This window comes from Metabacillus idriensis, assembly GCF_050483325.1.
GTDB classification, from domain to species: Bacteria; Bacillota; Bacilli; order Bacillales; family Bacillaceae; genus Bacillus_P; species Bacillus_P idriensis_A.
This window is the reverse complement of sequence record NZ_JBCMYF010000012.1, coordinates 159,868-182,093: the sequence shown is the minus strand read 5'-3', so window position 1 is coordinate 182,093 and position 22,226 is coordinate 159,868. Positions and strand designations below refer to the sequence as shown.

Sequence of the window (22,226 nt, the reverse complement as noted above, 5' to 3'; positions counted from 1 at the left end):
CAACAGAACCGTCCCCGTGCTTCTAAAATTTATTAGCTTTACTTAAAGGATTTGTAAAAAAGGGGATTGGTCTATCATTGTACTAGTAGTTCCATACCCGCTTGTCATAGAATAATCTTTCCTTTTTAAAGGAAAGATTGTTTAAACAATTAATGACCCATTCAAGCTATACATTTACTTTGTTTTGACTGCTTCTTTCATGTGAATTACTAAATGATGCAACCATTGAGTGGGAAGTAAATCAATCGCTTCAAAATATATTTCTGTATTCTCTTGGATAAAATTCTCTTTTTGTTGAATCGTTAAACGGCTATCTAAAAATTTTTCACAGTCTAACATAGTTGCTAATAGACACTCTTTACTAACTTCGTTTATAAATACACCTATTGCTTGTTCAGGGGAATTCATATCTTGATGAAAGGTTCCTCCTTAAAAATCCTTTAATTCCTCCAAATAGCGGCTGCCTTCTTTCATATAAGTTCCTCCTAAGCCGGAAGCAGTATCTTTTGTGAAGTTCCGTAGGACGGCCTGTTTTTTGGAATGCGCGGGGACTGTTCTACTGTCGGAAGCTAGAGACCCGTCCCCATGCTTCTTCTTTTTCACCTATTCAACATGATTAACTATAGGAAAACTTGGAATTCAAATGTAGAAAATGCAAACTGGTAATATGTATATTCACAAGCCAATAAGTTGAAATTCAAGTTTATAGCGATCAATAACAACATATAGGACCTTCTTCCATGAAATTACCCAAATAATGTTTCTGTTCATAAAAAAATGCAAATCCCTTTAATGGATTTGCAAAAATTGTCGGTAACTACATAACAATCCTAAATCGATTGATTATGGTCACTATTTGGTAACATACCTTAACTTGGTTAGTTTAGTTTTTGTTTAAGACGAGTGTCTTGATCTTACCTTTGCAAACACTTCATCCGGGATTTTTCCTAAGAAGTAGTCCTCGATATAATTCCAGAATTCCTCCGTTTCCACTTCCTTTTCGAACAGATACATTAGCATGGAGACGGAAATCTGGTGGCGGTTATACACATTTTCAAGAATAACATTGTTGTATCTGTTAGGTTCTTTTACTACCCTGTCAAGCTGCAATTTGGAGTTAATACGGATATAGATTTCCGGTTTGTCCCCGCCATTTACCCGATACAACAAAATTCCTAACGCCTCTATAATCCCTAACAGGACAAATGTTTTTTCTATCCGTGTCTTATTAACCTTCGGAAGGAAAGTCTGGTATTTCACCTCAGATAGTTTGATGGTATTAGGGTCACCAAGTATGTTGTTTGTCTCATTGACAATCCAATCCATAAACGCTGCATAACCGCTGGATATGGTGTAAGCCTGACGCTGTTCATAATATCTTAAAAACCTTGTATAAAAGTTCGCTGTCCGTTTCTGTACCCGATCATAATTATCCATGCTTTGCATCATAATGCCAGCTAAATTTTCGCAGAAGTACTTACTTTTCCCAATAACTTTTTGAAGGTCTCTCGTTAGATCAGTTAAAGAAAAGTACTTGTTATCTCTTGCATATTTCCCGAATACATCAGAAATTTTCTCAATGTTTCTTTTTAAGCCAGATAGAAACACGCTGGCATTCGCTTCTTTCAGTTCGAGTTCAAGCTGCATGACAGGCATAATGTGCTTTAAAAAGGATAGTTTCAGCTTTTCGTCTTTTTGATGGAACATATATTTAAATTTAGGGAAGGACATGTGCTGGAATTTATCCTCCCAAAGCTTTTTCATGTCGCAAACATAGATGCTGCCAAAAATATTGTTTTCTTCCGTATTCCTTTGCCTGGATAAGCTAAAATATGGACGGAATTGCTGAAGAATATTTTTTTCATGCTGCTTTTCAAACAAGAAATATTCTTTGGAAAATACACTCCTAGGCCTTGCGACAAGTGGTGAATAATTCATTTTGGCGATAAAATCCTTTTCAATGATTAAAAGCGCCGTTTTTAATTTGTTGTCGATGTCATCATCTTGGTCAATGGCGGATTTTCTCTCGAAAATATAACGAAAATCCTCAGCGCTAACCAGTAAATTACGCGCATGCTGTCTATCCTTATTTTGTTCCAGAATCTTAAGGATTTTTTCGATGACTTGAACCAGTTGCTGCTTTTTGATCGTAGAAATGCCGTGCAGTCTATTGACGTGAATAAAATCCTTCGACAAATAATCGAAATAAGCCTTTCCTTCGTCCAGGTCACGTGCCGCTCTTCCTATTTCCTGGATATAATCGCAGACATTTCCCGTTGGCGCAAAATGATACACATTGGTAATATCCGGAATGTCAATCCCCATTCCAAACGCCTTTGTCGCCAGCATAACCTTCGCTTCACCGCTCCTGTACTTTAAGAAGCTTTCATTTTTATCTTCTTTTGACATGGTTCCATAATACATGGCTATCTGATGATAAATATCACTATTCGACGCCCGCACGAAATCGCGGAACTGGTGAATCAACGAAATAGTTGGAAAATAAATGAGTGTTTTTTCTTCTTTTGGCAGGAAGTGTTTTTCCAGCCTTAGAAGCATAATTTTAAATTTGTCGCCAAGATACTCATTATATCTGTCCTGTTCCTTTTTCGATTGCTTAATTTTCACGTGGATATCATCTCTTTTTATATATCCAAAGTAACTGATCGGATTGATAAGGTTTAAGCTGTCTCGAGTCTCGGAATACATATCCTCCACTCCGCCGTAAATAGCCGTGGCAGTGAAAGTTGCAACAGGAAACCCTTTATTTTCCATATCCATTTCTTTTCTCAGCTTGCTTAAGTAGCTGCCCAGATACCAATAATCCGACCGGAATGCTTTGCCCCATGTTGTGACGATATGCGCTTCGTCCACTACAAAGAGACCGATTTGGCGTTCTCCAATTAACATCTTTATATCGGAGCGGCTTAATAACGTTTCAGGGGATATATAAAGAATGGAGATTTTTCCTTCTTTAATTTTTTCAATGATATCCATTTTTTCAACTGGCGTTATTTCAGAGTTTATCGTAGCCGACATATCAATTTGCTTACGCTGCATTCCTTCAACCTGATCCTTCATTAAGCCTATCAACGGAGAAATGACAATGGTCATCAGATTATATTTCTCTGCTAAGTACACAGCAGGAATTTGAAACATAATGGACTTCCCGGCACCTGTGGGAGATGTAACAAAAACATCCTTATACGTCTCCCCGTCTTTTGCCAATTGGGCCTGTTTGACTATATCATCAATAATTTGGCTTTGGGGGATTAGGACAACTTCTTTGTTGTTCTTAGGATCATTGATATTTTTATACATTTTCAATGACCTAAATGACGAATAGCGCCAATAACGGGAAAGTATTTCTAAATAGTCGCCTTCATCAATTCTTTCCTTTTCATCCATTGCTTTAGAGATAAGATGGATGGCAACCTGCCCTTCGTAAATCTTCTGAAGCACAGAGATACGCTCGAGATATCGATTAGGTAGCACATGCAGATCGCCAGAAAAAGAAATGAAAATTTCATTACTTTGGCTATGTCCAATGATATTTTGAATAAACAAAAGGAAATCATCTTCCTCCTCTGAAAGCTCAAACGTTGTATCAGCATATACGCTTTTTTCAATTATCGGCATTTTATCTGGCATTTCTTCAAAAAAAGCTTGATCTGCGCTTTCATCTATATACGTAATATAGTAGGTATCCTTAATCCTTTTCAGTCCGCCATAAAACTCTGTAAACAAGGTAAAGGATGGATGTCTGTCATCCTCACTAACGTATTCCTCGTTATCAAAGTAATTAGCAAACAGACTATCCATTCCCTCAACCAGATAGCTGCACGGAAACACATTATGAAAAATATTGTTTTTGAATATTTCTATTTCAAAATACAACGATAAGATCTGGTCGCCAATCGCTGCATATTCTTCATATGTACACCAGTAACCCTCTTTTTGCCCTTCTGCCGTCTTCACAATCACTTCCTGCAATAGCCTTGGTTTTTCTTCGTTCAATTGGTGAAGGTCGATGTCTAGAGGTACACCTACCAACTTTGTTATGCCAATGCTCTTTAACCAACTCTTAGGGAATCCTTTTAACACAATTAACGGCATTTTAGTGGCTACCTGCTGCAATCGATCCATTTTTTTATTTAAAATTTCATCAATCTTGGAATCCATGTTATGTCACTTCCTAATTTATGGTTTATATAATTATAAAATAATACTAAAATAGAACTTAGGATATAGCAACGAAAGTAGGAGATTCTTTTGCAGCAATTATTTCAAAAACTAAAACTGATAGAAGCTGAATTTCCTGATAAAGAGCATATTTTCATAGAAGATGCGGTTGACTTCATCCGGAATATTGTAAAAACCGATGTAGAGAAGAAATACATAAAGGAATACCTGAAACAAAAGGGATATAAAAAGATTGAAGAAAAACCAAAGAAAACAAAACCGTTTTTTGTTGATGACGAGGATTTTGATCTCGATGATTTTCTGGAAAAAGCAACAGGTCCAGAAGTGAACAGTACTCCTGCTCCTAAAAATAGAAGGACTTCTTTTACATCAAACCTTGAATTAATAAATACCTATCAAAAAAGCCGTGATGAAAATGTTTATGCGCAAATTGTTGAACAAAATTTGAGGCTCGTCCATAAAGAAGCTGGAAAACTGCAAAACTGGATGAAACATAAACTGACTTATGACGATCTAGTCCAGGAAGGAATGTTCGGTTTATTCAAAGCGGTTGAAAAATTCGATTCTTCATTGGGCAATCAATTTTCCACGTATGCCACGTGGTGGATCCGCCAAGCCATCTTCCGTGCTATTTGTGATAAAGGACATATTGTAAGAATACCAGTCCATATGATAGAGCAGGTAAATAAAATGAGGAAAGTAGAACGGCAATCGTTACAGGATAAAGACGAAATAGATGTCAGGTACATATGTGAAGAATTGCAAATTACCGTAGAAAGATATGACTACTTAAAGCTCATTGAAAGCAATTATTTTAAAATTAGCTCCCTGAATGGGATCGTCTCCGAGGAAGATGGAGATACGGAATTATTAGAGTTTATGTCTAATGACCATGTTGAAGTGCTAGGCATTGGGATGGGCAGTTATATGGATCCGCATGAAAAAGCCGTACAGAATGAAACATCTGATAAAATTTGGAATTCACTGAAATACCTGACTGACCGAGAAAGAGAAGTAATTATTCAACGCTTTGGTTTGATTGATGGAACAGAGAAAACGCTAGAGCAAATTGGCAAAATATTCGGAGTAACAAGAGAGCGTATTAGACAAATTGAAGCGAAAGCATTAAAAAGTCTCCGCCGCCGCATTAAAAGAAAAGATTTTGTATAAAGTGTCTCTCTGAATCATTAAATTCACTAAATAAAACGAAACCAGCGTTAAACGGTCTGATTTCGTTTTATTTGTTTCTAGTATGATTACAAGTTGGTATTCAAACCTAACAATGTTTTAAACTCATAATGCTCTGCTTTTTTCTTTAAGGATCTTTTAGACCCTAGAGATCAAAGGAGATTTTATGTCCCGGGGATCCGGAAGACGAAAATGGCTGGGCCAAAACACTTCAGCGCCTTGATGAAGTCATGAGTCAATTCAAAACCGTCATCGCGGAACTTGATGACGAAAAGCTAAAAGCCCCGTATGCAGCGAACAGGCCCTCCATAGAGGGCTTAATCAGCAGTATTATAATGCATGATTCTTATCATATTGGACAAATTGTTTTGCTTCGGAAGTTACAATCTTCTTGGGGCGGGGTTGATTGGTCTTAGAGTGCTACTGTTTTAAGGTAAATGAAAAGAAGCAGGAACCTGTTGGCGAACAGCAATGGGACGGTTCTCTTGCTTTTGAAGCAGCAGAACCGTCCCATTGCTTCTTTCGTGCTTCTTTTCCAAAAAAACACTTTATACTTAAGCACCATTCACCATCCTGCTAATCATCGCCTCTCGCTTAATCAACCTTAGCACTCGACGCAACTCTCTATGTTGAAGGATTATCCCTATTAACAGCTGTAGCGTGTTATAACAAGCATCCGTATCAAGTATTTCGGCATCGGTATGCTCATTTTGATAGCCTACTGACAGATTGACACTTTGTATGCCGTGGGAAGCCCAAATTCTTGTATCACTGCTACCTCCCTTCATGCACTTCCAGCCCTCGAGATCTTGAGATATGGCAGATTCTTCGACAAACTTTCCAAAGCTATGATGACAAAATGGTATATATCCTCCACATGAGGTGATAATGTCTGTTTTGTTACGTCGGTCGACTACAAAGGCTGCGTCCACATCCCACAGAAAAAATTCTTCAACTTTCCTTGCACCAACCAAACCAACCTCCTCTTCAACTGTGAAGATAAATTTAACTTTCCCATTGAATTTTAGATGATCAAGGCGTTGTATTAACTCTAATAGAATAGTTACGCCAGCTCGATCATCCGCACCAAGGATTCCTTCACTACTTGACCAGATAGCACCATTCTTTTCAATCATTCTTCCATCATAAATTTCCTCTACTGTATCCAGATGGGCATTAAAAAGGATGACTGGTCCTTGAGCTGTTCCGCAATTTTTCTGAGCAAGAATATTTCCTTTTTTATCGACGGTTACAAAATCTACGTGAGGCTTCATCTTATCCACAACGTACTGACGAATCGTTTCTTCGTTTCCACTCTCCCCATTGATAGAAAGGCATTCTTCAAGCTGTAAAAGAAAATATTGCTTTTTAATAAATTCTAAGTCTTCTTTAATCCAGCTCTGTTGAAAGGCTGCAAGCTTAAGTGCGACATCAAGTAATTGCAGCCTTGAAATAGCAAGCGTAGCTTTTCTATCTCTCGTAAAAACCTTCTTGATTCCCGTAGCAACTAATACCTTGACTACGTCCTCCATCTCCACCTCTTCTTCAAAAATGACTGAAGGCATTCTCCTTTCATGTCCATCACAGCAAGACATTGTATTAAATCCAAGACGATTAAGGTGACGAACTACACCAGAAATATAGGTATCCAACTCCTTGATTTTCGGTTGTTCCTGTCCTGGCCTAAACCAAAGCCCTTCTCCTCTGCCCCTGTACTTAAAATCAACAGCATCTAACCATTCGCTTTCTGCCACAACCGGGCTAAAAACTTCCAACGTGGCAATTTCATACGTGAATATAACACCCAATTTCTCTAGACTCTCCAATAAAAACAACATGTTCTCCTCTGTTTCTTTGATACATGAAAAAGTGTTAGCCGCTTTCTCCTCGACCATAAATCCTTGACTAATAAATAATTGATTCCAATTTTTCATCTCATCATCTCCCTTTCCTTGATGAGATTATTATCGCAAAAAGGCGGTGACACCCCTGTCACCGCCTCACCTTACATATATTCGGTTTCTTCATCGACTCTGTACATGATGATAAAATCAATTGTTTGATCGAAATAATATGCATTTTCCCCTTGAAAATTTGTATTCTTAATAACCTGTGGAATGAATCTTTTCCTTAATTCTTCACGTACCCTCGAAATAGCCTTTTTAAAATTATCCCTGCTCACTTCTCCACTTTCATTAAAGCTGTTAAAAGAACTTTGAAGATTATATCTTGTTGCTGGAGATGCTTCTGAGCTTTTTGTTAATAAGTAATGAAGGTTATCAGCGCGTTCCTTACTTATCGGTTTCTCCTTACCATTAAACCCAAGTGCATTATTTTGATCATTAAAATAAAGAATTAGTGTGTTACGTGGCTGATCTCCCATCACATCATTACAATCTTCCTTAGAGCAAGTGACTGTTCCTTCTGGTGTAACCTTGTAAAATGCATTCCGATGAAGATACTGTTCATTTTCCTCCAAACTGTTGTACAGTGAAGAAAACTCATATTCCTTAATTTCTTCTACAACATCATAGTTAAGCTTCTTCATCTTTTCGTGTGATTTCTTGGCGACATAAAGAGAACTATTAGTCAAATATAAATGGGCATTTAACACTTGTCTCTCGTTCAATATGTATTTACTTTGCTTGTAATATTCGTGATTCCTTAATGCTTCTTGAAAATATTTAGCAGCATTCAAATAATCTTCTCTCCTATAGGAGAGAAAGCCAAGTCTATAAGCCGCAATAGGATTTGCCGAATCATACTTCAAAGCATCTTCTAAACACTGAATCGCTAAATCGTCATCCTTTTCATCTCCCATTTTTAAATAATATCCAAAAACAATAAGCTGATGAACAAGTTTATCTTTAATATAAGTAAAATAGTGCTCGTACTTCTCACTGTTTTCTCGCATCAGCTTTCGCACACGTTGGTACATCTCCTTATAAAGCCGGATTTTATCTGAGCTAGATGCAAATTCAGTATGCTCTTGTCTCTCATTTAAATCTTGCTCGTAATCTTCTAATTGTTCTAGTGTCATGTTCCTTAATAACATGGATACTCCTCCATATTGTTAATAATCTTGAGTATTTACTATTTTTAGATATTCATTTACCATAAGGATTTTATTGTCATTCTTACGCTTTTCCATTGCTGGGATCCGACTGTCCGCTTCATAAAATGCATTCAGAACTAACAGCGCCCTCTTGTAGTAATTTTCCAATTTTATTTTATCATGAAAGGCAGGGTGGAATCCTGTTTTGATAAAAATGAAAAGAAGCAGGAACCTGTTAGCGGGTTCCTGCTTCTTTTTTTAGAAAAAATTGTCGCGCTCTCCATTGGAACGGAGCTTGGCATCATGCTTTTCTAAAAAACCTTGTTTCGTTTTCTATTCAGCATTAAAGAGTCAAAATAATCGGCCCGTTTTTCGTAAGAATGATCGTATGTTCCACTTGAGCGACATAGCTCTTTTCCGTAGCAAAGGTCCAGCCGTCATCCAATTGGAACACTTCTTCTTCAGAGGTGGAGATAAACGGTTCGAAGGCGATGACCATTCCTTCCTTTAGTATCTCATCATCCCACGGGTCATTATAATTCAAAATATGGTCAGGGGCTTCGTGGATCTTACGGCCAATCCCGTGTCCGGTAAGATTTTTGATAACGGTGAATCCATGCTGTTTCGCTGTTTCGAAAACCGCTTTTCCGATTCTGCTTTTTTTTGATCCAGGCTTTGCTTTTTCAAGGCCCGCTTCAAAAGCCTTCTTCGCAGCTTCACATAATCTCTTTAAGACTTCTTCGCCTTTTCCCACAACAAATGAGATTCCCGTATCAGCGAAATAACCGTTCTTGGAAGCAGACACATCGATATTCACGAGATCCCCTTCCTGGATAACCCGGTCACCAGGAATTCCGTGTGCCACCTCTTCATTCACACTGATGCACGTAAACCCCGGAAAATCATACTCGCCTTTTGGTGCTGAAACGGCCCCTGCTTGTTTAAAAAGCTCCCCGGCCAACTCATCAAGCTCTTTCGTCGTAATGCCGGGAACCGTTTTTTGAACCAACTCATCCCGAATGGACGCGATAATCTTTCCGATTTCCTTTAAACCGCTGAAATCTTCTTCTGTCTTAGCAATCATTTTTTCTACCTCTTTTTCTTTTTCTTCTATAGGAGTAATTATTCCATTGTTTAATCGAAAATACCCGAATTATGCTTCAGGATCAACCTTCCGGCTATATTTAGATCCTCCACTAAACTCTATAACATGTAAACCCTCAGATGCATCTGGCTCTTCGAAAAAACTTGTGACATGATGAAACACCGCTTCCGTATCAAAAGCCGCTCGTTCTGGTTGTTCCTTACGTCTTTGAGCAATTTGGCGCAAGCACCGTTCGTCACTCAGGTTGAGATAAATCAGCTGATGGTCTGCATTGACTTCTTCAGCCATATTCAAAAACCATTCTCGCAGCTTTTGAGTGTTGGCCGGAAAGTCCATAACTACATCTGTACCGACACATAATATGTTTTGGACTTGCTTTTTCACCAGTGGCTTTAGCTGAAGGGAAAATCGTTTGTAATCCTCAAATGATTCAATCTGATTGGGATAAAGAGATGAAAGCCATTCATCCTCTGACAGCAGTACCGCACGTTTATCTAACGCCAATCGTTTTGACTCAGTAGATTTTCCGGCGCCCATTTTCCCGCAGAAGAAGTATAGGGTTCCTGATTGGTTCAATTGCTATCCCGCCCTTGTTAATAATTGTTGAACTTGTACTGTTTTATCCTTAATTTCAGAATCAGTAGTTCAAGAGGAAAAAGAGTTAGACTTCATCAAATGATAATGTGAAACAGTGCTATCCATTAAAATCAAATAGCAACTTTTATTAATAAATAATTATATCAAAACAGAATCTATACCTACACATTTCAATATTTCAATAAGCAAAAGAGACAACCACCACAACGGTTAGTTGCCTCCTTTTAATTTCAATTGCAGGTGTTTACCTTATAATGTTTTTAAAATTATTTTAACCTACAAAATATAATTATTAAGCCACACGTATATTGATAGTGTGCAATATGGTTAACAAGAGGTATAAAAAGGACGGTAAACCCACGTTTTCACGGTTTTTAACTGTAATATCTCAACAGGGATATACCGTTTTTCATGAAATTTCCTTAGCAAAATGTATATGTCTTCGTAACATTCTTGAACAGCTTTTTTTGACTTAATGTTGGTTTGCGGGGGTATATCTAATTCTCTTCATTCCAATATTCCGGTTGTTTTTTCATCTCTACAGAAATTATTTTTTCCACTGACCATCCCCATGTTTTTTTCTTTTTATTGAATCTTCTCTTCTTAATATACTTCACCTTGTCATAATTTTGTATTTTGTGTTCCTCAACCAACTTAGGAGAGATAAACGCATCATTTACAAATGCAAATGGGTTCGTGTCTTCTTTGTCAACATAACCGATTCCGGTTTGAATAAAATTAGATACAAATGTTTCATCCCCCTGTGCAACATTATAGATTTTAAATAAATTCGTTCTCTTTTTATCTTCAAACATCCTTACTTTGAACGCTTCATCGGTTATCCAATGGTGGACCTCTTTAATAGAATCCATGTAGAGATATCCTTCTTTAATAGTTGAAAGACGGTTATTTCCTAAGTATGCAAAATTAATTACACCTTTATATTTGTTAATATATGTAACAAAAATATCGGTAAAAGGAAGCGTGCGATATAGAATTTCTTCAGCTTTATCAGCGTACCCTTTTAAAGCATCCCTACTTTCAGCCGATTTTGCTTCAATATACCAACTTTCATTTTTCCATTCTTCAAGTTGCTGAGATATCTTCCCCCATTTCTTCATTCGAGTAGTAATAATTTCATCCAACTCAAATTTTGCATTTGAAAACATCTCTTTCTCCATAAGAATTGGGATAATTTTTTCCTGTAATCCAACAATCATTTCTGGTTTTGACTTACAAAGTAATCCTGCACAATAGCAATTGAATTTCTCATCATCACTCACGAGTGCACTAATTAAATCCCAAACCCAAAAATCCCTGCTTTTAGCTCTTGCAAATGAGGTAACTGTTTCTAGTGCTTCATCATTTCTGTTCACTTTCATCAATAATTTCGCTTTATAATACGGAAGCCATTCATAAGAAGGATTTTTTTGTATTTGAGAATTCAGTACATCGATAAATGAATTTATCCTTTGTTCTGTTGCAATAAACATATCCACTGATAACAGTTTCTTTGCATGGAAATGCAACACAACTTCTGCCAATGGCCTAAATTCTATGTTCTCGCCTTTTTCATTATTATGATTGGTCTTTTGAAAATCTCCATTGTCAAACCAATCGAATCCAATAGTATCCATAAATAAAAGATAATTAGGATCGTTTAATTTGTTTATAATTTCTTTGATCAGTGAACGTGATGCTGAAGCTCCACTATTAGCAAATAATCCTCTGTTCTCGATAAACTTCGCTTCATTCCCACAAAATCTCAACAACTGTGGAAAAACTCTATTAGCAAAAAGTTCTCCTTGCATCACAACCCGTCGAATGGACCATAAGATTGAATTTACTAACGTTTTCTTTAAATCGTTAGTAGTAAAACCACCAAAAAAATTGCTCTCAAAAGGTATAACTGCGTTTTTATTAAAGATCATTAAATTGTGGATGTAATTGTCAATGTTCCCTTCAGACTTCTTCAAAAAATCATACATGATCCATCCAAAAGTGATTACTGCATCTTCATCGTCTTGGTTTACTTGTAGATACGGAAGGATTGCTTTGAAGGCTTCTTTTTGTTTTCCAGCCTTCCTCAGTTTCTTTGCTTCATCAATTGGATCCCGATCCAGTTTTCCACCGTTACTACGGATTTTCTCAGATAACTTACTCAACTCAGTTAGTATTTCGGTTATTTCAGAATCCATTTTATTATTAAGTCTTAATTGCTGAACAAAAACATTTTGATTTATACGATGATATGCGTAGTCTTGTAACAATTTAAATCTCACATAGTATGTGGTACAAATTCGGTACAAGTCATCATTATAATTTTTGGTTGTGTACATTTTTTGCACTTCCTTTAGTCAAGAACATAGACTTCTTTTATCAACCCAACAATTTCTGAGAAAAGTTCCTTACTTCCATAAATGTAACTGAATTTAGAAATCATTCCATCACCTTTATACCAAAGTTGTATATCTACATTATTTTTTTGATTGGCAAAACACAATATAAAATTCCATTCATGATAGTCCAAAACCTTCATTTTAATATCATAATTTTCTAAGATAGCAGCAAACTCTTTCAAAAACGATTTCATTACTCCTATTTCATTAGGAATCTCCTTTGAGGTTGGTTTCAGTAATGATAAAATAATTTCAAAATCCCTATCTTCACCTGATTTCAACCTTGGAATCTTCATTTCCCCTCTCCCATTATAGTCAAAGAACAATTCAATTTTTCGTTCATTCATCTCCAAAGTGACAATCTCCAAATACTTTTTTGGAGACATATTTGAGATAGTTGCCACACCTGAAAGCTGGGTTTTCAAATAGTTTTGGAGCTGTTCGGTAGTAGTTTGGTCTCCATTGGAAAGCAATAAAATGATCCTGCTTTTATTTGAAGCATTTATGGATGATGACTCACTAAATTCCGTCTTCAAAAAAGGAGAGATTGGTTTCCAGTTTATTAGTTGAATATTATTTAATCCGCTCGATATCCCTGTATAAACCCATTTGAAATATTCCTTATTCGTTCTACCTCGGTTTTCATCTTGAGCTGTATTAAAATACACCGTTTCAAAAGAATAAGCCATTGCCTTATTGACTGTCATTGCCCAGCCAAACTTTACTTTCGATGCATGTAAAAGCTTAAAATATTCGCTTGTTGGCACCTTTAATTTTTTCAGTACCCGATCTCTGTACGATTTTTCAAAACGAGTCAACTTCCGTTTGTCTTTGGAATTCCTAATAATTTCTTTCCCACCTTTTATGGTTATCGTATATTGATCAGGAAATTGCAACATTTCTTGATATTCCATACTTTTTTCAAAAGGCTCTTTATTAAAAATCTCCTTTTCATAACTCGATAACACCATTTGATAAGCAATAATCTCTTTTTTATCCAGCTCATTCTTTACAGCTTTTAAGTAATTATCAAATATAAGAGTTTCAATAATACTTCCATCTTGTAGCTTTATTTGGCAGGGAATAAATCGTAATATTTTTTTTTCATCATCAATTACAACAACTTTTTCGATTGTTTGATCTTTATCAGCATGGATAACTTCGCCAAAATAACCGTTGTCTACCCTTTTAGGTTCAACAAAAGAAAAAGGTTGTTCATTATTAGCAAATGGCGAGAAATCATTTTCCACTAATGCTGGTCCATAAGCTTGAATGGTGTTATTAAACACAACGTAATCTTTTGGCCCTATTTCTCCACCATTTTTAATTAAATGCTTCTTAATCCACATATTTACTTGGTTTGCTTGTATATTAGAAAAAGCAAGAATCTTACTGCTGGTGGGATTTAAATAAGCTTGGCTCAATATATTTGTTTGGTCTTTCTTTTCACAAACTGTAATTTCTTCACTAGAATATACAAATAATTCATTGTATTGGTCTGCCCGTATATTCTTAGCGATCATATTACATACTTTAATGATTTCAGAATCCCCATCATTATCTGGCAGTCCTATATTTCTTGTTTCCGTTAAAATATTCTTACTATTAAGAAGCGCTTTCAGATTATCTGGATTAAGTGCATTCTCATTATTTGACCCATAACTCAGCTTATTTTTGTCTCCAATAAAAATAATCTTTCTTTCGGGATTGGATTCCAAATCGATATAGCTTAAGACATCATCTAATAAATGTCCTGAACCAAATTGTAGAAAATCTGAATCTAAATTCGAATTAGTAATCAACTGGCTATCATCAATAATATACAGTGCTTTATCCTGATCATGAATTTCATCATGTTCTTTTATAGGAATAAGTTTTTTATAGAATTCATCTATTGTTTCACCGTTGAAATCAAATACCGAATTGAATAGGGAATCGACTTCTTCTAGATCTGGATTGTTCCTCAGCATCTTTCTTCTCAAACGATTAGAGTAAGCAAATACAGGAACATCATTGAAGCCTAAATCGAAAGCTATTTCTCTAATATCTGGAATGAGTGCAGTCTTGCCGCTTCGCGTATTGCCTGTCAGGGTCATTATTTTGTTATCAGATAGTAGAAATTCCCCAATCTGCTGCAGACAATCGCTGTTTTTAGTTCGTTCTTCAACAATCGCTTCGTGTAACTTTGGTTGAAATTGAATATCAAATTGGTATTCATCAGAAACGAACAAAGTCTCTGTGAAAATTTGTCTTCCCTTTTCCGACAGATAATTCATATCCCCATCAACCATGACATCAATGATGTCGACAATTTTGTTAAGATAATTGGTTGAATCAACAATCGAAAAACTCACTTGAAAATTTCTAGGAATCCTTCCAACGAATTCTACTTTATCGTGAAAACAGACTACGGTTGATATAGACTTACGTTCAAAATCATATAATCGATATTTAAGTTCGTTAATCAGCTTCAATCGTTGCTTGCCAATTTGACTAAATGGATTTGGAGAGCTACCTCCTTTAATAGTTACATCACCATTAATGGCCCATCTACCGAATCTGAAATTTTCCTCAGATGGCAGTTCTAGCGTTCCGCTATAATCTTTAAAATCAATAATAATTATTTGATTTTCAGTAACCAGCAAACAGTCAATTTGCAAATCTTCTCGCGTCATACACTCTGGCATTCCTAATAAGATGCCATTCCAATGTCTTTGCTCAAAAACTTGTGTTAACTCAACCGATACTTTCCTAAAAAATTCATTTTCATATGATTTGGTAGATTTCCCTTTACGAACCTCTAACATATCTTTCTGCCTCCCTATGGAGTATCATTTCTAAATTATATATCGTAATAACTCCCGAAAGTCTTAATACTTGCCGAGTTCATTATCTTAAATAAATCTCAACGTATAATTGCTAGCAGCTTTCAGCTCGGCGTAAACTCTTAACCATTAAGCTATCTAGCTTTTTCTGAATAGACTTTTTTGATTTAACTCAATAAGAAAAAGACTTTTCCTCAAAAGAAAAGTCTTTTCTAACTTTTTTACATACTATTTTTCTCACCCGATAGTGAATTAGAAAATATTATTGTTGTGACCGGTTTGAGAGTTTATTGCCTAGTTTCAAATTAATTCTAGATTAGCAACGACCTCAACATAGCATATATTTGATTCTGCCTAACAATGCTGAACAAGCTGTTTCTAGCAAAGTAAGGTCCAAGAACAGTTAAATCACCAGCTCCACCACTAGTAACAAGCTTTCCTAACCTTATCTCCATATTACTAATATTTGAAATAGAACTTGAAATAAGTTCTTAAGAGACTTATGTTGCTGATAGTCTACACATATTAAGTACGCTAAACTTATTTTTCTACAATTATAACTTCCCCTTATTTATAATGAATTTTCAAAGATAGCGAAATACTTTTGTGAGTGAATCACTAGTTCTCTCTATAAATTAGGTAATCTAGAGCTTATTTTTCTGTCTTAAAAATTCCTTAATATGTTCTTCAAGTTCATTATTTTCTTCCTTGCTTAACTCTTTAATAGATTTTTTTATATCCAGCTTTAGGGGCGGTAAAAATGGTCTATTGTTTAAATTATAAATGTTTTGCTTTACGCTAATTGTAACTAACACTAATCCCAAACTGATTAATGTGAATAGGTCTGTGTTTGTCTCATTAACGAAAGTGGCAATTGGTTGTACAGCAACTACCATAAAAGCTATAAAACCAACAATAACCATTGTAATCCACCCTTTAAAATACTTTTCACTATCTTCTTTATCTTCATCAACCAAATCCACAAGATCTTTTAAACTGAGTCCATATGCAACAAGAGATATTGAAACCATAGTATTATGTAGTAAGTATTGTGGTTTATCCCATCCAAATATTACAATAACAATAGACGAAAATATAAGTACAATTCCGAATAACATACTAAAATTAAGAGAAAGGCCTTTAAGCTCTCTTAACGTAAGGTAAAATAAAGAAACAAGAAATTGTACACCTGTAGTTAATGAAAAGCCTATTAGAAAATCTATAAAATTGAGGTTATCTAGCAACAGTAATAAACCGTTAATTAATAATGCAGTAATAATCAACGTAATTAAGTTAACCTGCCAAAATTTACTCACATAATCACTTCCTATATAAAAATAACAGTTATCTAATCTGCGTTAATAATGCTTCGACCGACTTCGTCAAAGCAGGACTCTCATAAGTAACTAAAAGCTGGTCAGGAAAATACCGCTGATAAATCGCTTGCTTTTCTAACCAACGAGTATCATAGTCATCTTTTCCAATCATCCCTAAATGTTCCCAGTAGTACTCTTTACCATTTAGTTTGATAGTAAAATCAGGGGAGAGACGTTTATTTCGGTCATAGAATAGTTCCTTTTCATACTCGTAGGAGATTCCATGGTGGTGCAAAAGATTTGATATAATTACTTCTGATTTAGATCGTACAAGGTCGCCTTTTGTTGTGGCATATATTTTACCTAAAAGAAACTTCGGAACACCTAGGTGACGGCCTATTTCCTGATGTAATTCTCTTGAGTTATCACAGTTTTCAAGAATATGTACAAAATAATTCAAGTGCGCGTGCTTATAAGCTTTTTTATCATTTCCATATTCCTCAAGATGTTGGAATGTGAGTTCATCTAGTTCTTCTAGGTTACTTTTTATAACAAGGCACTTACCTAGACTCTTTTCAACACTTACCTTATCAGTAAAAATTGCTTTAAAGACAATATCACTAATCTCTTTGGCGGTCTTTTGGCTTCTTTTCATAGTTGTAATTATATTTTTAGTCTTTGTTAACGAGATGAGGTCGGATAACGCTGGTTCCTCCACATTTGTAAAAACATCAAGACTTGTAATCCCTTTTCCTACAATCTCAATAACTCCAATGTCGATAAAATACGGGAGACATTTTTGTATATCTTCGTCTTCGAAATAGGAAAGTGTTTTATAGCCTTTTTTGTTAGAGGTTAATTTGGTGAATGCTTCTTTGAGTTCGTCCATTGTAGGGAATAATTTATCAATAAAGTGTGATTTTTTTACATCGATATTTTTATTCGAATACAATAAATAAGCATTGGAAGCTTGTTTATCTCGTGATGCTCTTCCCACTTCTTGATAATATTGCGCAACTGATTCTGGGATCATAAAATGGATGACAACACGAATATCGGGTATGTCAATACCCATTCCAAAAGCATTAGTTGCAAACACAACATCTAACTCATTATTTTTAAATTGATCGATTATACCCTGCTTGTCTTTTGATGACACATCTCCATGAAAGTGTGTTGCTTTAATTCCTCTCTCCACCGCAGCCTTAGCAAGCTCTTCTGTACTGTTCTTGCCTTTTACCCTATAGATATAAACGAGAGTTTTCTCTTTTTGATGAATCATAAGTAATTGCCAGAGTTTTTCTAGCTTTTCATCCTCTTTAATAAACTTAAATGTCTTTAATTCGATTTCTGTTCGTACTAGTAACTCGCTTTTTAAAACCGATTCTCTTTTAATCTTGAATGAATCACAAATATCCGCTACTTCTTTTCTATTTAAAGTAGCTGATAATCCTAAAACGGTTGGCCACTGATCTCCATAAACATTATTTAAGAAAGTAGGAATATATTTATAAAACGGGCGGAAGCTATGCCCCCATTGAGATACACAGTGAATTTCATCAATTGCAATTAATTTTAATTCATCTTTCCTAGAATTAATGCAAAACTCAAATAACCCATCCGTAGAAATCCGTTCAGGACTCGCAAAAATAAAATCAGGATTTATTTCCCCATTGTAAAAATCATTTAACAATTTCAATTGCTTCTTAGCGTCAATTCCAGCATGTAATGTCAACACTTTATATCCCTGTTCCTCTAGCTTTATTGCTTGTTCATCAATAAGCGCTGTTAAAGGGGATATCACCAAAGTAATACCTTGTAGACCTAAGCCGGATAACCAATAGGTTAAAGACTTACCACCACCAGTTGGCATAATACAAAGTGTATTTTCTCTAGTAAGAACTTGTTGAATCACCCTTTTTTGAAATTCATTTAAACTAAATAGTTCTGCTAATTTCGGGAAGCATTGGTTAAACAGTTTTTTTACATCCATGAGTATAGTTTATCCTCCGAACTGCTTGAGATAAATTTGATATCTTCCTCATGCTTTTTAGCTATAAAAGCAAAGAATTGATCTACTAGGACATAACGATATTCAGTGGGAATATGAACATTATTCTTATCCGCTTCTTTCTTTAATAACTGAAAAATTTGGTAAGCATAAAAAGCAAATAATTCATAAGGATAGAAATAGTTTTGGTTAGTAAGACTTTTTTCTACATTAATCATGAGAAACTGGGAACCTTCTTCACATTCAAACGTTTTTTTATCTGTTAGATACCAGAGCGCCCAAATTGCTTCTTTTGAACGGTATGGAAAAAACGCGGGGTGTAATTTATATAAGAAATGACTCTTAATGCCTCCACCTATAACTCCAAATACAGAATAATCCTCAGTGTCTAGTACCTCAAACTCCAGTTCACTTAATGTGCCGATAGAGTCATAGTTAAATTCTTCACACTCTTCAGCATAGCTATTTGCAAAGGTAGATAAATTTTGGCAAACCGCTAGCAACTCATTTGGGTTTGAAATACCAAATTCATATCGGTACTTATCCAATTCCTTGGCTTTACTGTTTAAGGTGACACGGATGATGGGGCAAGCACTTCTTAGCTTTGTTTTAAACCCAGCAGGATTATCTTCATATTCTTCTAGCCATTCTTCATCTAATAAATCAATATACGACTTACGGTCTTTTTCAAATTTCTCAATTCCATCTGCAATAAGACTTTTCAGTACATTTGCAGTATTTTTTTTGCTAGTTTTTACTGCCCCTTCACTACCAAACTTTTCAGCTAGCATATTGATTTGTTGCTCTGATAATGTTGTACCCCCAGCAGATTGTATAAAGGCGTCAAAGTAATCATGAAAATGAGCTTTTATTTCTAGTAAAACACGTTCAACGTGTTGCTCTTCATAACATTTATCTTCTATGTTATTTGGGTAGTACATAATATCCCTCCCTAATTGTCTATGTATAATTTTACCACACTATACAATTGAGAGAATAAAATGATTATTTATCATATTAATTGAAATAATAAAAAGCCCTCAAAAGTTAGACTGACCTAATCATTGTAAATGCTAGAATAAACAGAACATTTTTTGCTCGATAAGCTTTTACACTTTTGCTCAATTAACCTACTGCTTAAGTAATATAGGACAAAAAATCTAGAAATCGACTTGACGTCTACGATTGTGTTTCTAAAGATCTTTTGATGGATTGATTTATACTTAAACAGGAGGTTACATTGAATAAAGAATCGTTAAACCCGATTTCCATAAGCTTTAATCCTGTAAGGTTGGAGTAAAAGTCAAATACTAATAATCCCCACCTAAAGATGGGGATTTGATATGCTTTATTAGGTTTTACTAGTGCGCTGAAATGCTATCCACAGTATTTATAATAGTTTACTCTGCTCTCCAAAAGAAGTGATGGTCAAATGGTCTCTAGCCCTAGTAGCAGCAACATAAAGCAAAGATTTTTCCCTTTGTAAGATATCATTTTTAGATACTTCATCTGCTGCTTTTTCGATTCCTTGTTTTGGTGGAACAATCCCTTCATTAACAGATGCAATTATCATTTGTGAAAATTCCAAACCTTTTACTCTGTGCATAGTTGCCAGACGAACACCAGGTTTTTGTTGTTGATCATTAGGATCAAGAATTACATACGGTATATTCTCTTGTTTAAACATTGGCTCGTAAACATTACTTAGTAGATAGTTTGAACGTGTAACAATGCAGATCTTGGATAAATCGTCTATGTTTGCTCCCGCACTTTTTATTACATCTTGTATATAGCTAAGTTCTTCTTCTTTGGAGGCAAAGTGTCTTATTTCAGGATTAAGTCCATGAAGTAAAGACTTATAACCTTTTTGATTATCCAACCCTTCGTCTAAATCATCAAATTTATGACCTTCTAAAATAGAAACTGCCCATTTTCTTATTTCTTCAGTTGTACGGTAATTGATTTTTAATCGTTTGGAGCGAGCGCCACGTACATTAATATTACAGTGGCTAAGCACAACTTTATTTTTATAGATTCTTTGATGAGAGTCCCCAACTATGAATAAATCATTTTTATCTTCAGGTATAATCGTACGAATCAGTTTGTAATCTTCGGGATGTAAATCTTGTGCTTCATCTACAAGTGCAGCTTTATAAGGCAATGCTAGTTTATTTTGTTCTATTGCGAGTCTTGCTTCTCTTACAACATCTACCCATTCCTTGATATTGTGTCTACCTAAATAACTTCTATGATCTTCAAACATCTTCCAAATTTGTTTGCGTTGTAGCCTTGAAATTCGAGTTCCTCTACCCATTCTTTTTACACGTAAATACTCTTTTTCTGTAGTAACGCCATTGCGTTGAACAACATCTTCCCATTCTTCACGATAAAATGATCCATCAAATCCTAGCTCTTCTGTCGATATAGCAATATTCCATGCTTCTTCTACTTGATCTTTTACATTTTTTGATGAAATTGTTTGAAATTCTTTATCATATTTCTTTAATATCTTATTAGCTAAGCTATGCACTGTAGTAACTGTAATTTGATCACGATGCTTTTCATGAACAATAGTATCTAACTGATTTCGAATTACCTTTGCTAAATTAGCTGTAAAGGTCAAAAATAATATCTTCTCTGAAGGATTAGTGTATACTTTTTCTACTAGGTGCTTAGCTCGATGAATAGCGGCTACAGTCTTTCCTGTTCCTGCTCCACCTAATACTCTTACAGGACCATTATAATCAGACTCTACGATTTTCTTCTGAGTTGGGTGTAAGAATACTCTCCATTTTTCAAGTGGAGCATTTAACATTTCAATTAATTCCTCACTAGATGTTACAGTAGCAAATCTACGTTTAGTGTCTGGATTTTCAAGCGCCTTTTCAAAATCATCTGTATCAAATTCTCGTTCATTTTCTTCTCTACCTAACTCTTCTAAGGTCTCTTCAAACGAAAAGCCGGCAGCCAGCGATAGTAAACCTTCATAAGCTTCATCTGGTATATGATCTCGAATTTCCTCTAATTCTTCCTCAGTTTTCAATCCACGAATAGAAGGAAGTAAAAGCTTTGGAACGCCAATTTTTTTGAGCTGTTTATCTGTAAATTCATCATATAAAGTTATTTCTTCTTTTTTACCTTCTTGTTCTACTTGTACATTTGGCAGTTCTCTGTCTTCTTTTTCTTCAACAATCTGAGTATCGACTATCTGTAAGGCACCAGTTTCACTGTTAATTTCAAAAACTTTATTTTGTGCCCACCTCATTGCTTCATCATGATGATCAACCCAGACAAGGATATAAACACCACCTTTTGGCGGATGCAATACAACCGCTCTATAGTTAAGCCCTATTCTAACCGTACGAACTTTATTGTCTCTTACATTATGAAGTGGCTCATAGTTGATACTTAACTGGGTGGGATCTTTCCTAAATTTCTCTGTAAATTCACGTACTTTCTTTTGTTCAGACTTTGGTATATTGGACATTGCTTTTAAAAACTCTGCTCCAATTGCAATCTTTGGCATT

At 35.3% G+C, this 22,226-nt stretch carries 13 protein-coding genes and 1 pseudogene; 2 read left to right on the top strand and 12 right to left on the bottom strand.

The window, feature by feature from the left end; translation table 11 throughout:
* Nucleotides 1-174: 174 nt before the first annotated feature.
* Together ABEQ24_RS09255 and ABEQ24_RS09250 are read right to left on the bottom strand one after the other, a co-directional pair.
* Nucleotides 175-417, bottom strand: a pseudogene (locus ABEQ24_RS09255) (contact-dependent growth inhibition system immunity protein); the annotation flags it as partial.
* A gap of 477 nt (nt 418-894) precedes the next feature.
* Nucleotides 895-4,182 carry a DEAD/DEAH box helicase gene (locus ABEQ24_RS09250; RefSeq protein ID WP_430006516.1) on the bottom strand — a complete coding sequence of 1,096 codons (3,288 nt, stop codon included), beginning with the start codon at nt 4,180-4,182 and terminating at the stop codon, nt 895-897.
* Nucleotides 4,183-4,272: 90 nt separating this feature from the next.
* Between ABEQ24_RS09250 and ABEQ24_RS09245 the strand changes: the two genes are divergently transcribed.
* Together ABEQ24_RS09245 and ABEQ24_RS09240 are read left to right on the top strand one after the other, a co-directional pair.
* Nucleotides 4,273-5,373 (top strand): sigma-70 family RNA polymerase sigma factor, encoded by a 1,101-nt coding sequence (locus ABEQ24_RS09245; protein ID WP_430006515.1) that lies wholly within the window; start codon nt 4,273-4,275, stop codon nt 5,371-5,373.
* Between the two features lie 179 nt (nt 5,374-5,552).
* Nucleotides 5,553-5,807 (top strand): DinB family protein, encoded by a 255-nt coding sequence (locus tag ABEQ24_RS09240; protein WP_430006565.1) that lies wholly within the window; start codon nt 5,553-5,555, stop codon nt 5,805-5,807.
* A gap of 138 nt (nt 5,808-5,945) precedes the next feature.
* Here ABEQ24_RS09240 and ABEQ24_RS09235 read toward each other — a convergent pair whose 3' ends face one another.
* From ABEQ24_RS09235 to ABEQ24_RS09190, 10 genes are all read right to left on the bottom strand, one after another.
* Nucleotides 5,946-7,325 (bottom strand): M20/M25/M40 family metallo-hydrolase, encoded by a 1,380-nt coding sequence (locus tag ABEQ24_RS09235; protein WP_430006514.1) that lies wholly within the window; start codon nt 7,323-7,325, stop codon nt 5,946-5,948.
* Nucleotides 7,326-7,396: 71 nt separating this feature from the next.
* Nucleotides 7,397-8,446, bottom strand: a complete 1,050-nt coding sequence (locus tag ABEQ24_RS09230) for a tetratricopeptide repeat protein (protein ID WP_430006513.1) — start codon at nt 8,444-8,446, stop codon at nt 7,397-7,399.
* 343 nt (nt 8,447-8,789) lie between these two features.
* Nucleotides 8,790-9,530, bottom strand: a complete 741-nt coding sequence (map, locus tag ABEQ24_RS09225) for a type I methionyl aminopeptidase (RefSeq protein ID WP_430006512.1) — start codon at nt 9,528-9,530, stop codon at nt 8,790-8,792.
* Between the two features lie 69 nt (nt 9,531-9,599).
* Nucleotides 9,600-10,127 (bottom strand): AAA family ATPase, encoded by a 528-nt coding sequence (locus ABEQ24_RS09220; protein WP_430006511.1) that lies wholly within the window; start codon nt 10,125-10,127, stop codon nt 9,600-9,602.
* A gap of 518 nt (nt 10,128-10,645) precedes the next feature.
* Nucleotides 10,646-12,487, bottom strand: a complete 1,842-nt coding sequence (locus tag ABEQ24_RS09215) for a DUF7017 domain-containing protein (protein ID WP_430006510.1) — start codon at nt 12,485-12,487, stop codon at nt 10,646-10,648.
* Between the two features lie 14 nt (nt 12,488-12,501).
* Nucleotides 12,502-15,354 (bottom strand): nuclease-related domain-containing protein, encoded by a 2,853-nt coding sequence (locus ABEQ24_RS09210; protein ID WP_430006509.1) that lies wholly within the window; start codon nt 15,352-15,354, stop codon nt 12,502-12,504.
* 662 nt (nt 15,355-16,016) lie between these two features.
* On the bottom strand, nt 16,017-16,688 hold the full coding sequence (locus ABEQ24_RS09205; protein WP_430006508.1) for a hypothetical protein: 672 nt from the start codon (nt 16,686-16,688) through the stop codon (nt 16,017-16,019).
* A 28-nt stretch (nt 16,689-16,716) separates the two neighbouring features.
* Entirely contained in the window at nt 16,717-18,681 is a 1,965-nt protein-coding gene (locus ABEQ24_RS09200) for a RecQ family ATP-dependent DNA helicase (RefSeq protein ID WP_430006507.1), read from the bottom strand.
* The gene (locus ABEQ24_RS09195) at nt 18,672-19,640 is read right to left on the bottom strand and encodes a hypothetical protein (RefSeq protein WP_430006506.1); all 969 of its coding nucleotides are present in this window, start codon (nt 19,638-19,640) and stop codon (nt 18,672-18,674) included. Before ABEQ24_RS09195 ends, ABEQ24_RS09200 begins: the two co-directional genes overlap by 10 nt.
* 449 nt (nt 19,641-20,089) lie before the next feature.
* Complete coding sequence (locus tag ABEQ24_RS09190) at nt 20,090-22,225, bottom strand: UvrD-helicase domain-containing protein (RefSeq protein WP_430006505.1); 2,136 nt, start codon at nt 22,223-22,225, stop codon at nt 20,090-20,092.
* Nucleotide 22,226: the final 1 nt, after the last annotated feature.